This window comes from Tardiphaga sp. OK245 (assembly GCF_900108575.1).
GTDB lineage: Bacteria > Pseudomonadota > Alphaproteobacteria > Rhizobiales > Xanthobacteraceae > Tardiphaga > Tardiphaga robiniae.
In genome coordinates this window covers 1,254,401-1,269,732 of the sequence record NZ_FNWZ01000003.1, presented here as the reverse complement: position 1 = coordinate 1,269,732, position 15,332 = coordinate 1,254,401, and the positions used below count along the sequence as shown (strand labels likewise).

Sequence of the window (15,332 nt, the reverse complement as noted above, 5' to 3'; positions counted from 1 at the left end):
ACGCCGCATCTCCGGCGTCCACCGCATCCCACCCCGCGAACGTGACGATCGCGATCGCCCCTCTCGGTGGGGCAGGACGAAGGGGAATATAAACCTGATGGGGATGTTGTCAACGGAGGATAGGAAAAAATGTTCGATGGCTGTCTTGCCGCCCCACACTGTCATTCCGGGGCGGCTGCGCGCCTTCGCGCAGGCGAAGCCGGAATCCCAGCATAGGAGTCTCTAGTCAGCGCCAAACACTCTGAGATTCCGGGTTCGCACTTCAGCGGCTCTGCCGCTTACGTGTGCCCCGGAATGACGAGCGTGTGTCGAGGAATGACATGCATATGAAGTAGCCCCGCGCGCTATCGTCCCTTCAGCGCGAGCTGGAAATCCTTCTCGGCCTGGGCGTCGCGTTCGTTCTTTTCCGGGCATTCGCCGGGCTCCGCCTGGCAGGGACGGATCTCGTAATCATTGTCGAGCACGCGGCGCGGCGTCGGCTTCGAATTCTTGGCTTCGACATCGGTGACAAGGCCGCTCTCGGCGGCGAGTTTCCACACGTCGGCTTCGGTCGGATAGGATTTGCTCAGTTTCGCGTCGTCACAGAACAGTGCGTAGGGCATCGGATTGCTCCGGTAAAAATTGATAACGTTCATGGCGGCGCCGGGTTCGCCCCGACGTATTCCCAGACATTTCAAAATTGCGCGACGGCCATTCGGCTACGCCGCGAGAGCGTTCAGCTCACCATCTTGTGAGACTTGAACAGGCGGCCCTTTTCCACCACGAGGATCACCGCCAGCGCGGCGAGCGTGCAGAGAAAGAGGCCGGTCGCAAACGGCAGCAGCGTGCCGTCATAGTGCTGCCCGATAACATAGCCGATCCCGATGCCGAGCAGCGTGGTCAGTGTGCCATAGAGCGACGATGCAGTGCCGGCGATGTGGCCTTGCGGCTCCATTGCCAGCGCTGTGAAATTGGCGAACATCAAGCCAAAGGAAAACATCATCAGCGCCGATAGCGCCATGAACAGCGGCAGTGGCAGCATGCCGTTGCTGGCCGCCAGCAGCATCGTGCCACCCACCGCGACATAGCCAAGCAACGCGCCATGCGAGATCACGCGCATGCCAAGGCGATTGACGAAACGTGCATTCGTAAAACCGGCAATGGCGACGCCCAACGCAATCGCTGCGAAGGCCAGCGGGAAGTAATGGCCGAGATGATAGATTTCGGTGAACACCTGCTGCGAGATGAAGACGAAGGCAAACAGCGAACCCTGCAATCCGCCGGCCGCGAGCGCATAGCCCAGCGTCTGCCGGTTGGTGACGGTCTGCCGATAGGCAAGGAGGACGTCGCGCAGCGCGATCGACCTGCGATCGGCGACCGCGAGCGTTTCCGGCATGCGCACGGCGCTCCAGATCAGCGCCAATACGCCATAGAGCGTCAAGACCACGAAGATGCCGCGCCATTCGGTGAGCAGCATCACGGCCTGGCCGAACGATGGCGCAATCACCGGCACGGCGATGAACACCATCATCGCGAGCGATACGACACCGGCCATGCGACGGCCGGCATAGCAGTCGCGCACGATCGACACGGCGATCACGCGCGTCGCGGCGGTGCCGAGGCCCTGCAGCAGGCGCGCCAGCAGCAGGAGTTCGAAACTGGGCGCGATCACCGCCAGCAGGCTGGCGACACAATAGACAGCCATGCCACCGAGCAGGACGGGGCGGCGGCCGAACCGGTCCGACAGCGGACCGATGGCGAATTGCGCGACGCCGAAGCCGAGCAGGAACACCGACAGCACCGTTTGCAGCCGGTTCGCATCGGCGATTTTGAAAGCTGCGCCGAGATGGGGCAGCGCCGGCAGCATGATGTCCATAGCCATCGGATTCAGCGCCATGATCGAGGCGATCACGACGACGAATTCCGGAAATTTCATCGGGCTATGGGTCGATGACACCACCAGGGCGGCGTCGGCGTTGATGTCGGTCACAAAGCTATTCCTGAAAGCATTCCCGCCATTAGGGTGTTCATGCTGCGATGCACAAGTTGACTTTCGGCATGGCTGCGTCGCGGAAACCGGCGGAATTTTCCCATTGTATGAATTAATGTTCAGAGAATGGCCGGGAGCGTCGTTTCGACGGTCTTAAACCCCGGAATTCCGGGCCGCGTCACCCAGCTTGACCCGGGTCATGCGGATCATTTCCAGCAGGATCGCTTCACCGGTATCGGTGAGTTCGTCGGAGGTCATGCGGTGCGAGGTGGTGTCTTGTGCCAGCAGCGGCACATGGACGAAGGCCGCGAGGTGCGGGCCGCCGGGGGCGCGGGTGGCCTCGATGCCGCGCCACGACAGATAATTGCAGAGATAGCGGCCGGCATCGCGTGAGGAGTGCACGTCGGCGCCGCCGGCGAGGGCGGCCCGAAACAGACGCGTCGTGTGCGGGCCGAACATCTGCGCGTCGGCGCCAGGCACGATGCTGGCGCGGCGCACCGTTGTGTGGCCGGCATCGGGCCACAGCATCGACACCGCGTTGCGGGCGCGCGTCTCGATCCGGATATAGGGCGTGCGTGCGGCGAGGCCGAACATCAGCAGCGCATCCGGCCGATGGCGTGCGATCAGCTCGGGCAGTTCGCGATCGACGGTGGCATAGGTGACGTCGAAAATATGCGCGATGCGGGTGATATCCGCGAAAGCGGGGCGGCGCAGCGTTGCGAGTTTTCGCACCAGCGCCTGCGTCGGGTTCACCGGCGCGCCGGGGAAGGGGCCGAAGCCGGTGATGAGGATGCGCGGGGATGTACCGGGACAGTTCAACATTCGCCTCCATGATCGCGACGGCGCGCTAACCTCTCCCCGCTTGCGGGGAGAGGTCGCCTGTAACATGCGAAGCATGTGGAAGGCGGGTGAGGGGGACTCTCCACGAACTCGGAGCGAGTGGATAGTCCCCCTCACCCGTCAGGCTTCGCTGCGCTCCGCCAGCCGACCTCTCCCCGCAAGCGGGGAGAGGTTAGGGCGCGCTACCTCAACAACTCCACGATCGCTTCCGCCGCGACGGCCGGCGTCATCGTGCCGTCGGCGACGTCGCGTTCGACTTGTTTGACCTTGCTGCGAATGCCGGGATCGCTGCGCAGCCGCGCCTTCAACCGATCCTCCAGCATGGTCCACATCCATTTCACCTGCTGCTCGCGGCGGCGGCCGGCGAAATCGCCGGACGCATTCATCGCCGTGCGATGCGCGACGATCTTGTCCCACAATTCGGCAATGCCTGTCTTCGCCAGCGCCGAATAGGTCACCACCGGCGGATGCCAGTGCTCCGAGCGCGGCGCCAGGATATGCAGCGCGCCGCGATAATCCCCAGCGGTGATATTGGCGCGCTTAAGGTTGTCGCCATCGGCCTTGTTGATGGCGATCATGTCGGCCAGTTCGATCAGGCCTTTCTTGATGCCCTGCAACTCGTCGCCGCCACCGGGCAACATCAGCGCCAGAAAGAAGTCGGTCATGTCGCAGACCGCGGTTTCCGACTGGCCGATGCCGACGGTCTCCACCAGCACCACGTCGAAACCTGCCGCCTCACAAAGTAACATGGCCTCGCGCGTTTTCGCCGCGACGCCGCCGAGCGTGCCGGAGGACGGCGAGGGGCGGATGAAGGCGTTCGGATGGGCGGACAGATCGTTCATCCGCGTCTTGTCGCCGAGGATCGAGCCGCCGGTGCGCGCCGACGATGGATCCACCGCCAGCACCGCGACCTTGTGGCCCCTGTCGATCAGATACATGCCGAGCACGTCGATGGTGGTCGATTTGCCGACGCCGGGCGAGCCGGTGATCCCAACGCGAAACGCTTTGCCTGTGGCGGGCAGCAGTGCCTGCACGAGTTCGCGCGCGGCGGCCTGATGATCGGCGCGGCGGCTTTCCACCAGCGTGATCGCCCGCGCCAGCGCGGCGCGGCTGCCGGCGCGGAGGTCTTTGGCGAGCGCGTCGATGTCGATGGGGGCTTTCGTCACTGCGGCCCCTTGTCGTCGTCCTTCGGCCGCTCGCCGGCGAAGATCGCGCTGCCCTCGGCGGACAGATAGGGCTTGAGTTTCTCCCACGGCACGAAGGCGTCGTAATCGCCTTCGGCATAGGAGCCGACCGCATAGGGGCCGTAATGGAAGCTGAGACCGGAGCTCTTGCCGGCTGACGTCGACGGCGTCAGCGATACCGGCCCGATCTTGAGCAGCTTTGGCTCCAGCGCATCGACGAGGCTCATGTCGGGATTGTCGTTGTCGCGTTTTTTCTTCTCGACTTTGAGATCGGCGACGACCGCATCGCGGATCGCCGTCATCGCCGGGCCACTATCGGCGAGCTCGGTGAAGAAAGGGCGGATGCTGATCATCTTGCCGGCCTGCCTGTCCCACAGCAGCGTGTCATTGGCACGATTGGGATGCGCGCCGCCGGTGTAGTTGTAGTCCGCGCGAATGATGCTGACATAGCGGGCCGCGACCAACGAGCTTTGCGCATAGGTCCGCTCGGATTCCCATGGCCGGTTGCGCATGTCGGCAGGGAGATCGCGCATGTCCTTGCGCTGCTCGGCCAGCTCCTTGAGCGTCTTCGTAGCCCAGCCATTGCTGGCGGATGTGAGATATTTCAGCAGCGGCGCATCGGACTTGATCGCGGCATCGAAGAAGACGGCGACCTCGGTGTATTTGGCCTTGAGCTGGATGTCGGGCTTTGGCTCGGCGGCGAGGGCGGGCGCGATGCATGGCAGTGCGAGGAGCAAAGCCGCAAGCAGCGACTGATGAAAGGCACGTATAGTCATTCGCGGATGACGCTTTCAACAAAGGCTTTGAGGGGAGGCTGGTCATTCTGCACGATCTGCCAGACTTCGTCCGCATCCGTTAGATCATAAGCGTGACGGAGGTGATTTCCGAAATCATTCATTCTTCGCCAATTGATATGCGGAGCGAGAATCTTGACGTTATCCGGTAACCGCAATGACGCTTCGCAGATGATGGCAAGGAAGCGCTCTACCGCACCGCGAACAACTTCGTCTTCGGCGAACTGATCCGGCGCCATGCCGCTCGTGACGCGCTCGATGAGATGAACGCGATCAAGAATGTCTTTCAGACGATCTTCGGACGTGGGAGGCATCAAAACACCTCGATCAGATCGTCGGCCATGCGTTCCCTGATGCGAGGTGTCAATTCGGTTGGAAACATGACGTGCGGCCAAATTCCAATCGTATCCTCGATGAGATGCATGACCTTGAACAGATCGAAGCGTCGCGCTGAAGACGCTCTGTCGAACGTCTCAATCAAAATATCCAGATCGCTGTCCGGCCGTGCGTCACCGCGAACCCTAGAGCCGAACACGGCCAGCCGCGTCACGCCTTCTGCTTTGATGGCAGGCGCAATCGCTCGCAGTTTTGCGAGGATCGTCTCCAGCGGGATGTCGATCACGTCGGTCATCCCGCGATCCTACCACGTTTGCCGTGACGCTGCAGCTACGCCGCCGCCTCGCTATGGCCCAGCCGTGCATTGAGCTTGTGGATCAGCTCTTCGGCGGCCTCGGAGATCACCGTGCCGGGCGGGAAGATCGCCTCGGCGCCGGCCTTGTAGAGTTCGTCGTAATCCTGCGGGGGGACGACGCCGCCGATGATGATCATGATGTCCTCGCGGCCTTGTTTCTTCAGCGCGGCCTTGAGCTCGGGCACCGCGGTGAGATGGGCGGCGGCCAGCGACGACAGGCCGAGGATGTGCACGTCGTTTTCGACGGCCTGCCGCGCGGCTTCATCGGCGGTGGCGAATAGCGGTCCGATATCGACGTCGAAGCCGACATCGGCAAAGGCCGACGCGATCACCTTCTGGCCGCGGTCGTGGCCGTCCTGGCCGATCTTGGCGACGAGGATACGCGGACGGCGGCCCTCGGCGTCCTCGAAAGCGTCAATCAGCGCCTGAACCTTCTGGACCTTGTCGTTCATGGTGGACGCCTCGCGCTTGTAGACACCGGTGATGGATTTGATCTCGGCGCGGTGGCGGCCGAACACCTTCTCCATCGCGTCCGAGATCTCGCCGACGGTGGCCTTGGCCCGCGCCGCGTCGATCGCCAGCGCTAGCAGATTGCCGTTGCCGTCCTTGGCGCTGCGCGTCAGTGCCGCCAGCGCGGCATCGACGTCGGCCTGGCTGCGCTCGCCACGAAGCCTCTTCAATTTGTCGATCTGCAGCCGGCGCACGGTGGAGTTTTCCACCTTGAGCACGTCGAGTGCTTCTTCATTTTCGGGCTTGTACTTGTTGACGCCGATCACCGCCTGACGGCCGGCATCGATGCGCGCCTGGGTCTTGGCCGAGGCTTCCTCGATGCGCAGCTTGGGCACGCCGGCCTCGATGGCCTTGGCCATGCCGCCGAGCTCTTCCACTTCCTGGATGTGCGCCCAGGCCTTGGTCGCGAGATCGTGCGTCAGGCGCTCGACGTAATAGGAGCCGCCCCATGGATCGATGATGCGGTTGGTGCCGGTTTCCTGCTGCAGGAACAGCTGCGTGTTGCGGGCAATGCGCGCCGAGAAGTCGGTGGGCAGCGCCAGCGCTTCGTCGAGCGCATTGGTGTGCAGTGACTGCGTGTGGCCCTGCGTCGCCGCCATCGCCTCGATGGTGGTGCGCATCACGTTGTTGTAGACGTCCTGCGCGGTCAGCGACCAGCCCGAGGTCTGGCAATGGGTGCGCAGCGACAGCGACTTCGGATCCTTCGGGTTGAACTGCGTCAGCAGCTTGGCCCACAGCAGCCGCGCGGCGCGCATCTTGGCGACTTCCATGAAGAAGTTCATGCCGATCGCCCAGAAGAACGACAGCCGCGGCGCGAAGCGGTCGACATCGATGCCCGCGGCCAAACCGGCGCGCAGATATTCGACGCCGTCGGCGAGCGTGTAAGCCAGCTCAAGATCCTGCGTCGCGCCGGCCTCCTGCATGTGATAGCCGGAGATCGAAATCGAATTGTACTTGGGCATCTTTTGCGAGGTGTAGGCGAAGATGTCCGAGATGATCCGCATCGAGGGCGTCGGCGGATAGATATAGGTGTTACGCACCATGAACTCTTTCAGAATGTCATTCTGAATGGTGCCTGTGAGCTTCTCCGGCGGCACGCCCTGTTCTTCGGCGGCGGCGACATAGAGCGCCAGGATCGGCAGCACTGCGCCGTTCATGGTCATCGACACGCTCATCTGGTCGAGCGGAATACCGGCGAACAGCGTGCGCATGTCGTAGATCGAGTCGATCGCCACGCCGGCCATGCCGACGTCGCCCGACACGCGCGGATGATCGCTGTCATAGCCGCGATGGGTGGCGAGATCGAAGGCGACCGAGAGGCCCTTCTGGCCGGCGGCGAGGTTGCGGCGATAGAAGGCGTTGGAATCTTCCGCGGTGGAGAAGCCGGCATATTGCCGGATCGTCCAGGGCTGGTTGACATACATGGTCGGGTAGGGGCCGCGCAGGAACGGCGCGATGCCCGGATAGGTGTCGAGGAAGTCGATGCCGGCGACGTCGGATTCGCCATAACCGGGTTTCACCAGGATGCCTTCGGGCGTCAGCCACGGCTCGCCCTGCGATGGCGCACCGGCGGCGATGGGCGAGAAAGCGATGTTGGTGAAGTCAGGAATCTTGGTCATGGTCGTTTCTCGAATTCTCGATTGCGTTCGATGAGTCTCTGAACGTTCTTCTTGTAGGTCGGGTCGTCTGACGGGGGCGTTTCAGTTTTCCGCCAGAGTACCACGTCAAACACTTTTTCAAGCACCTTGGCGATCGGCCACATCAGCAAGTCGAATAGCAAACTGCCCATGTGCGCGATCCTTGTTGAAACACGCTATCTCAATCATGATCCGGATGCTGATAGCTGAACACTTCCGCGCATTTCTCCGGTCCGAAATTCTGCATCGTCGTCTTGCTCGGCAGGTTCGACACATTGCCGACCCAGCCCAGGCGTGACTCGGTGCCGAACTGCTGCGTCGGCACCACGCGGTCCGGGCGGTCGAAGGCGCCGGTCATGATCTCGATCTTGGGGCCGCCGATCGCGCGGTAGCTCAGCGGCGTGCCGCATTTGGCGCAGAAGTCGCGCTCCGCAATCGACGATGACTTGAACGCCGCCGGCTTGCCGCGGGTCCATGCAAAGTTCTCGTTCGGGATATCGGCAAGCGAGGCGAACGGCGCGCCGGTGGCCTTCTGGCACATGCGGCAATGGCAGATGCTGACCCGGGTCGGCGCAGCCGACAGCGCAAAGCGGATCGCGCCGCATTGGCAGCCGCCGGTCAGCGCGGGTTTGCTCGCCGTTGCCGTCATGGCTTACTCCATCAGGCCGAATTTAGTAGATCGTGGGCCTGCACCAGCATCGCCAGCGCATCGCCGCCGGCAATGATAAAATCCCTAACGCCTGCGTCGCGCAAGGGCGCCTCGAGGTCGCCGGGGCGGCCTGCCAGATAGATATGCTTCGCGCCGGCGGCCTGAAGCGCTTTTGCTGCGGGCGCTGCCTGACCGGCATAGAGCTTGTCGGACGAGCAGATACATACCAGCGCGGCGCCGGAGGCCTTCCAGGCCTTGGCGAGTACGGCCGGATCGGCGAAACCGTCGCTGTCGAGGGCTTCGATGCCGCCGGTCTCGAAGAAGCTCTTGGCGAAGGTCGCGCGTGCCGTGAAATCGGCGGGCGTGCCGAGATTGGCCAGGAAGACCTTCGGACGGGCACCCTTGCGCGCCAGCAGGTGATCCGACTTGTCGCGCAGCGCCTCGAAGGGCGAGGCCAGCCGGATCGGTTCGAGCGGGTTGAACTTGATCTTGTCCTTGCCATAGGGCTTGCCGGGGATCGGCTTGACCTTCAGCACGGTGGCGCGGGCCTCATGCAGGTTCGGGAATTCGCTGGCGCCGGTCAGCACTTCGCGGCGCTTGGCGACGCTGGCCTGACGGGCGGCGCGGGTGGCGGCGACCTTCGGCTGGATCACATTGTTGCCAAGCGCCGGGAACGCGCCGCCGGCTTTTTCGATGTCCTGGAACTGCGCCCATGCGGCGTCGCACAGTTCGCGCGTCAGCGCCTCGATGCCGCCGGCGCCGGCGGCGGGATCGGTGACCTTGGCGAGATTGGACTCTTCCAGCAGGACCAGTTGGGTGTTGCGTGCAGCACGGCGCGCAAAGCCATCGGGCAGGCCGAGGGCCAGCGTATGCGGGAGCACGCAGATGGAGTTGGCGCCGCCGAGACCGGCAGCAAAGGTCGCCATGGTCGCGCGCAACATGTTCACATAGGGATCGCGCTGCGTAAGCATGCGCCATGCGGTGTCGGCAGCGATGAACAGCGGCTTCGGCACGAGGCCGCAGCTTTCCTCGATGCGCGCCCACAAGAGGCGCAGCGCGCGGAATTTCGCCATGGTGAGAAACTGATCGGCATCGGCCGCGAGACGCGCATAGACCATGCCGCGGGCCGTCTCGAGCGGAATGTTATGGTCTTCCATCGCGCGCAGATAGGACACCATCACCGCGAGGACGTAAGACAGTTCCTGCACTTCGGAGCCGCCGGCATCGTGGATGATGCGGCCGTCGGCGACGGCGAACGGGCCCTTGAAGCCTTGCGCGGCGAGCTTCTTGATGGTGTCGGTGACGGCGGGCGCCATCTCCCACCAGTTATAGGCGCTGGTGCCCCATACCGCGGTGGCGCCGATGGGATCGAGACCAAAGCGGATATCGCATGTGGCGGGATCGATGCCCTTCGTCTTGATGTAATCGGCCAGATGCGTCACGGCCATGCGCGACTGCGGGCCGGCATGGAGTTCGATGCCGATGCCGGCATCGAGATAGATGCCGTCGAACAGCGTCTCGATGGTGTCGGGCGAGGCGACGAGGCCGAAACCGCGCGCGCCATTGGCACCTTCGAACACCAGCGTGAGACCAGTGGCGCCGTTTTCGAGATCGTGCAGCGCCTGCTTGTTCGACTTGCCGGCATCCGGGTGGTCGATCCGCTGCATGATCTGCCAGGGCGCCGCGGGCGCCCGGCCGGCGATCGGGGCAGCATCATGGGCACGCGGATAGATCGGCTGGATCTTGACGCCGTCATAGGTCTTGCTGATCAGCTTCTCGAACGGCGCGCCTTTCAGCACGCCATCGACGAGCTTGCGCCAGTCATCGTAACTCGCAGGCGCAAAATCGGCGGCCAGCCGCAGGTCGTCAGTCGCAGTCGACATTGAGGAACTTCACTCCCGGTATTGCTTCGTGGTTGAGCCGGAAAATGCCATGCCGAGAAGGGGTTGCCAATGGCTGTTCGAGCATGGGGATGCGCGGAATTGGCGCGTGGAACGGACCAGATTGGTGGGGAACGGGCGGTCTTGCTTCCCTCGCCCCGCATTTGCGGGGAGAGGGTGGCTTCGCGCAGCGAAGACGGGTGAGGGGCGGGGTTTGCAGGTCGACCCAATCGCGGAATCTCGGATCGCACCGGTGGGATCCGAGAGAGGCGTGATCGCGGATGGCGCGGCGTGTCGCTCCTCACCCGCCGCGAAGGCGCGGCGACCTCTCCCGGCCTAGCGAAGCTTCGCTTCGCACGGGAGCGGAGAGAGGTTAGAGGCCGGCGCTCAATCCAGATCCGGCAGCTTCTCGATGCCGTCGGTTGAGAGGGCCTTCAGATGCTCGGCAACGGTCTTGCCTGATATCATCCGGTCCGGGGCGATCTCGGCCAGCGGCACCAGGACGAAGGCGCGTTCAGTGGCGCGCGGGTGGGGGAGGTGCAGTTCCGGCTTGACGATGACCACGTCGTCATAGGCGATCATGTCGAGATCGAGCGGCCGCGGACCCCAGTGCCCCTCGGCAACGCGGTTGCGGCCGAATTTGTGTTCGATCTTGTGCAGCGTGAACAACAGCGCGTGCGGATCGAGTTCGGTCTCGATCTCGATTGCCGCATTGACGAAGTGGTCCTGCGGCACATCTCCCACCGGCGGCGTGCTGTAGTCTGCCGAGCGTTCGATCAACGCGGCCTGCGTCATGCCGCAGATATTGCCGATCGCCTTGCGGAAGGTCATGCGGACATCGCCGACATTGCCGCCGAGCGCGATGAGGACGCTGGCCATCGGTTATGCCCGCGATCTGCGCAGCACCACGCCGACATCGTCGAAGATCGCGGCGATCGGCGCGTGCGGCTTGTGCACGGTGACCTTGACCGAGCTGATACGCGGAAAATCCGCGAGCACCGCATCGGCTACCGCACCGGCGGCGCGTTCCAGCAGCTTGTAATTGGTGTCTTTGAAAGCAGCGATCGCGGTGGCGACGACATTGGCATAGGACACGGTATCGGCAAGGCGGTCGGTGCGCGAGGCAAGGTCGATATCGGCATCGAGTTCGAGATCGATGACGAAGCGCTGCCCAACCACGCCTTCGTAATCGAGCACGCCGTGATGCGCATGCACGGATACGCCCTTGATGAAGATCATGTCGGTCATCTTAAGTCCTCGATGGCTGCGGTGACGCGCAGGGCCTGAACGGTTTCCGCGACGTCATGGGCGCGGACGATTTTGGCGCCGTGCCGCACCGCGAGCAGATGCGCGGCGAGGGATCCGCCAATGCGCTGCTGTGGCTCCGACGGTACGACGGTCGATATGAATTTCTTGCGCGAGGCGGCGATCAGCACCGGCAGGCCGAAGCTGGTCAGCGCGTCGAACCGCGCCAGCGCAATCATGCTCTGCTCAGGTGTCTTGCCGAAGCCGATGCCGGGGTCGAGCACGATGTGGCCCGCAGGGATGCCGGCCCTGGCGGCGATCTCCAGCGAGCGCGCGAAGAAGCTTTTCATGTCGGCGACGATATCGATGCTGCCATCGACGGTGTCACGGTTATGCATGACGACGACAGGCGCGCTGTGCTCGGCGATGACGCGTGCCATGTCGGGATCGCGCTGCAGGCCCCAGATGTCATTGGCGATGGCGACGCCGGCGGCGAGCGCTTTCGCGACGACGGACGCCTTCATGCTGTCGATCGATACCGGCGTGCCGAGCGCGACGACGTCGGCCAGCACCGGCACGAGCCGCGCCCACTCTTCATCGGCAGTGACCGGCCGGGACCCATAGGGGCGCGTGGACTCGGCGCCGATGTCGATGATCCCGGCGCCCTCGGCAATCATCCGCCTGGCCTGCGCCAGCGCGCGCTCCGGGGCATCGAACTGGCCGCCATCGGAGAAGGAATCCGGGGTGACGTTCAGGATGCCCATCACGGCAGGCACCGGCGATGCCAGCAGCGCGGCCAGCACCGGGTGGACCGTCGGAGCAGACGTTGTCGGACGCGCGATCATGAGGTCGCTTTGCGCGGTCGGGGGGAGGGAGTCAAGATGGATCAAAACGTCATTCCGGGGCGCATGCGGCGTGAGCCGCAGGCGAACCCGGAATCTTGCAGCGTGAAGCGATCCGGCGTTTCAGCCATCTCGGGATTCCGGGTTCACGCTCCGCTAGCGCTGCGCGTGCCCCGGAATGACGAGAGGTTCAATACGAAATCTTCAGTGGCAGCTGGCGGGCCTTTTCGATCAGGTCGCCGACGGATTTCTCCGAGGGCATCACCCGGACCAGCTTGCGCTTGTCGTTGGCGTCGCGCATCGCCTGAGCCAGGCGGGCGGGATTGCGGTGGGTCAATTCGCGTACCGTGTTGACGCCGGAGGCGCGGAGCAGTTCGGCCTTGGCCTTGCCCATGCCGGGGATGCGCAGGTAGTCGGCGAGGTTCGCCCATTCGAGCAGTTGCTGTTCGCTGAACCCGGTCTTGGCAGCGAGTTCCTTGCGGCACTTCGCGGAGTGAGCGGCGTCCAGCAGCCCTTCCATGGTGCGGATGCCTGCCTTTTTCAGTTTGGTCGCGGCGAAGGCCGTCAAACCGTCAATCTTGGAGATGGGATATGTCATGGTACTCAGACGTATGAAGATCGGACGTATGAAGATGCTGGACGCTTACGCGCGGCTGCTGACGTAACAGACGGTCAGGAGAACTGGCTCAGGCCAGGTGTGCCGGCAACGATCTCGTCCATGGCATCTGCGCCGATCTTCTCGCGGCCGAACTTGAACAGTTCGCGCGCGACGCTCTGGATTTCGCCCATGCCGAGGCCAAGACCCATCAGCTTGCTGCCCAGGGCCATGATGCCGCCGCCCATCAGGCTGCTCAATCCACCACCGCCCTCTGACGATGCGATGGCTGCATCCGCACCCGGAATTTTTTCGATGAGCGCATTGACCGGCGCGGCCGGTGCTTCCTTGCGCAGGAACCCCAAGATAATGCCGACAGCCTTTTCAGCCACAGCTTCGTCGATGCCGACCTTTGCGGTCAGCGCTTTGATCAATTCGTCCATGATGCCCCGCCTCACATCGGTTGAGTGCCGATGCCCTTATGTTGAAAAGTGATCTTGAGCCGCTGTGATTCGAATTACAAGCGCGCCAACTCGCCCGACGTGCGATTCAGTGTGATCGCGTATCGAGTGTTGCACCAATGCAAGAGCAAACGTGAAATTTTGGTCAATTGTTCGCAGATGCGACAGCGCCGTACTTTGGAAAGAGCAAAAAGATACGGCTTGTGTTTCGTCCGTGGGAACGACGGACGGGTTTCAGGTGTGGCGGGAACGCTTTGCGTTTCAATCGCTCGCCAAGATGCGGTAAGATCATGGTGAGCCGCAAATTTTTTTGAAATCTTTTTCTTGATGCGCGCGACAGAGGCGATCCGATGGCGACCACCGAACTGAAGTCAGGCGATACCGACGGCAAGATCTTCATCGGCAAGGGCGACCAACCGGCATGGCTGACGCTGGCCCTCGGCAATCGCCACGGTCTCGTCACGGGCGCGACGGGAACAGGTAAAACCGTATCGCTGCAGGTGATGGCGGAGGGCTTTGCACGTGCCGGTGTGCCGGTCTTCGCTGCGGACATCAAGGGCGACCTCTCGGGGATAGCCGAAGTCGGCGAGGGCAAGGACTTCATTTTGCAGCGCGCCAAGGAGATGGCGCTGACGTTCCAGCCCGATCAGTTCTCGACCGTGTTCTGGGACGTGTTCGGCGAGCAGGGCCATCCGGTGCGCGCGACCATTTCGGAGATGGGGCCACTGCTGCTGGCGCGGCTGCTCGATCTCAACGATGTGCAGGAAGGCGTGCTCAACGTCGCCTTCCGCGTCGCCGACGAGAACGGCCTGACGCTGCTTGACATGAAGGATCTGCGCGCGTTGCTCGACGCCATCGTGCCGATGACCGCCAAGAAGGACGAGGTCGATCCACTTGCCGATGTTCGCAAGTCGGCCTTGAGCTTCGGAAACGTCACCAAGGCGACAATCGGTACCATCCAGCGCCAATTGCTCGTGCTGGAGAACCAGGGCGCCGATAAATTCTTCGGCGAGCCGGCGCTGGAGCTGAAAGATTTTCTCAAGACCGACCGCGACGGCCGCGGCATGGTCAATATCCTCGTCGCCGACAAGCTGATGTCGAGCCCGCGGCTCTACGCAACCTTCCTGCTGTGGCTGCTCTCGGAACTGTTCGAGGAATTGCCCGAAGTCGGCGACCTGCCGAAGCCCAAACTGGTATTCTTCTTCGACGAAGCGCATCTCTTGTTCAACGATGCGCCGAAGGCGCTGCTCGACAAGATCGAACAGGTCGTGCGCCTGATCCGCTCCAAGGGCGTCGGCGTCTATTTCGTCACCCAGAACCCGATCGATGTGCCCGATCGCGTACTCGCCCAGCTCGGCAATCGCGTTCAGCACGCTCTGCGCGCTTTCACCCCGCGCGATCAGAAGGCGGTGCAGGCGGCGGCACAGACCTTCCGTGCCAATCCGAAACTCGACACGGCCACGGTCATCACCGAACTCGGCAAGGGCGAGGCACTGGTCTCGTTCCTCGAAGGCAACGGCACGCCTGCGATGGTCGAACGCATCATGGTGCGTCCGCCGACCGCACGTATCGGGCCGATCACGCCTGAGGAGCGCAAGGCGATCCTCGCGGCGAGCCCGGTGAAGGGCAAATACGACACCGCGATCGATTCCGAATCCGCCTACGAGACGCTGCAGAAGCGCATCGCCGGCACGGCGGCGACGCCGGCCGAGGCTGGCGACGCGGCGGGCGGTGGCGGCGGTGGTGGATTTTTGGGCCAGCTCGGTGCGATCGTCGGCACCATCTTCGGCACCAATACCGGCCGCAACAGGCTCTCCACCGGCCAGGTGATTGCGCGCAGCGTCACCCGCAGCGTGACCAACAAGGTCGTCGGCGGCATCGTCGCCAATATCGGCAAGCAGGTGGGCGGCTCGCTGGGCAGTTCGATCGGCCGCGAGATCGTACGCGGGACGCTGGGCGGGATTTTGAAGCGGTAAGGACCGTCCAGACTGTCCATTATGCACCCGCCCGCGGCTTTGCAGGTCCCGGCGCCATC

Annotated in this window: 17 protein-coding genes; 1 reads left to right on the top strand and 16 read right to left on the bottom strand. The window is 63.4% G+C overall.

The features are described 5' to 3' along the window. Window positions 1-344 precede the first annotated feature (344 nt). The 16 genes from BLW80_RS18590 to BLW80_RS18520 form a co-directional block, all read right to left on the bottom strand. Window positions 345-602 carry a hypothetical protein gene (locus BLW80_RS18590; protein ID WP_093759161.1) on the bottom strand — a complete coding sequence of 86 codons (258 nt, stop codon included), beginning with the start codon at window positions 600-602 and terminating at the stop codon, window positions 345-347. Window positions 603-715: 113 nt separating this feature from the next. Further along, on the bottom strand, window positions 716-1,969 hold the full coding sequence (locus BLW80_RS18585; protein WP_231077381.1) for a multidrug effflux MFS transporter: 1,254 nt from the start codon (window positions 1,967-1,969) through the stop codon (window positions 716-718). Window positions 1,970-2,122: 153 nt separating this feature from the next. Continuing rightward, window positions 2,123-2,791: a pyroglutamyl-peptidase I gene (locus BLW80_RS18580; protein ID WP_093759047.1), complete on the bottom strand. Its 669-nt coding sequence runs from the start codon at window positions 2,789-2,791 to the stop codon at window positions 2,123-2,125. A gap of 200 nt (window positions 2,792-2,991) precedes the next feature. Then, window positions 2,992-3,975: a methylmalonyl Co-A mutase-associated GTPase MeaB gene (gene meaB / locus BLW80_RS18575; RefSeq protein ID WP_093759046.1), complete on the bottom strand. Its 984-nt coding sequence runs from the start codon at window positions 3,973-3,975 to the stop codon at window positions 2,992-2,994. Beyond that, entirely contained in the window at window positions 3,972-4,769 is a 798-nt protein-coding gene (locus tag BLW80_RS18570) for a DUF3298 and DUF4163 domain-containing protein (RefSeq protein WP_093759045.1), read from the bottom strand. Before BLW80_RS18570 ends, meaB begins: the two co-directional genes overlap by 4 nt. Then, window positions 4,766-5,101, bottom strand: a complete 336-nt coding sequence (locus tag BLW80_RS18565) for a HepT-like ribonuclease domain-containing protein (RefSeq protein ID WP_093759044.1) — start codon at window positions 5,099-5,101, stop codon at window positions 4,766-4,768. The genes BLW80_RS18570 and BLW80_RS18565 overlap by 4 nt, the downstream gene beginning before the upstream one ends. Further along, window positions 5,101-5,418: a nucleotidyltransferase family protein gene (locus BLW80_RS18560; protein ID WP_093759043.1), complete on the bottom strand. Its 318-nt coding sequence runs from the start codon at window positions 5,416-5,418 to the stop codon at window positions 5,101-5,103. Before BLW80_RS18560 ends, BLW80_RS18565 begins: the two co-directional genes overlap by 1 nt. Window positions 5,419-5,453: 35 nt before the next feature. Next, the gene (scpA, locus tag BLW80_RS18555) at window positions 5,454-7,607 is read right to left on the bottom strand and encodes a methylmalonyl-CoA mutase (RefSeq protein ID WP_093759042.1); all 2,154 of its coding nucleotides are present in this window, start codon (window positions 7,605-7,607) and stop codon (window positions 5,454-5,456) included. Then, the gene (locus tag BLW80_RS30435) at window positions 7,604-7,777 is read right to left on the bottom strand and encodes a hypothetical protein (protein ID WP_170849709.1); all 174 of its coding nucleotides are present in this window, start codon (window positions 7,775-7,777) and stop codon (window positions 7,604-7,606) included. Before BLW80_RS30435 ends, scpA begins: the two co-directional genes overlap by 4 nt. 29 nt (window positions 7,778-7,806) lie before the next feature. Next, entirely contained in the window at window positions 7,807-8,274 is a 468-nt protein-coding gene (locus tag BLW80_RS18550) for a GFA family protein (protein ID WP_093759041.1), read from the bottom strand. Window positions 8,275-8,285: 11 nt separating this feature from the next. Next, window positions 8,286-10,157, bottom strand: a complete 1,872-nt coding sequence (locus BLW80_RS18545) for a methylmalonyl-CoA mutase subunit beta (protein WP_093759040.1) — start codon at window positions 10,155-10,157, stop codon at window positions 8,286-8,288. Between the two features lie 384 nt (window positions 10,158-10,541). Continuing rightward, window positions 10,542-11,033, bottom strand: coding sequence for a 2-amino-4-hydroxy-6-hydroxymethyldihydropteridine diphosphokinase (gene folK / locus BLW80_RS18540; protein ID WP_093759039.1), 492 nt, complete (start codon window positions 11,031-11,033; stop codon window positions 10,542-10,544). A gap of 3 nt (window positions 11,034-11,036) precedes the next feature. Then, window positions 11,037-11,402 carry a dihydroneopterin aldolase gene (folB, locus tag BLW80_RS18535; protein WP_089266999.1) on the bottom strand — a complete coding sequence of 122 codons (366 nt, stop codon included), beginning with the start codon at window positions 11,400-11,402 and terminating at the stop codon, window positions 11,037-11,039. Next, complete coding sequence (gene folP / locus BLW80_RS18530) at window positions 11,399-12,244, bottom strand: dihydropteroate synthase (protein WP_093759038.1); 846 nt, start codon at window positions 12,242-12,244, stop codon at window positions 11,399-11,401. Before folP ends, folB begins: the two co-directional genes overlap by 4 nt. A gap of 187 nt (window positions 12,245-12,431) precedes the next feature. Then, window positions 12,432-12,839, bottom strand: a complete 408-nt coding sequence (locus tag BLW80_RS18525) for a DUF4332 domain-containing protein (protein WP_068734294.1) — start codon at window positions 12,837-12,839, stop codon at window positions 12,432-12,434. 74 nt (window positions 12,840-12,913) lie between these two features. Next, window positions 12,914-13,279 carry a hypothetical protein gene (locus tag BLW80_RS18520; protein WP_068734292.1) on the bottom strand — a complete coding sequence of 122 codons (366 nt, stop codon included), beginning with the start codon at window positions 13,277-13,279 and terminating at the stop codon, window positions 12,914-12,916. A 368-nt stretch (window positions 13,280-13,647) separates the two neighbouring features. Between BLW80_RS18520 and BLW80_RS18515 the strand changes: the two genes are divergently transcribed. After that, window positions 13,648-15,273: a helicase HerA-like domain-containing protein gene (locus BLW80_RS18515; protein ID WP_089267002.1), complete on the top strand. Its 1,626-nt coding sequence runs from the start codon at window positions 13,648-13,650 to the stop codon at window positions 15,271-15,273. Window positions 15,274-15,332: the final 59 nt, after the last annotated feature.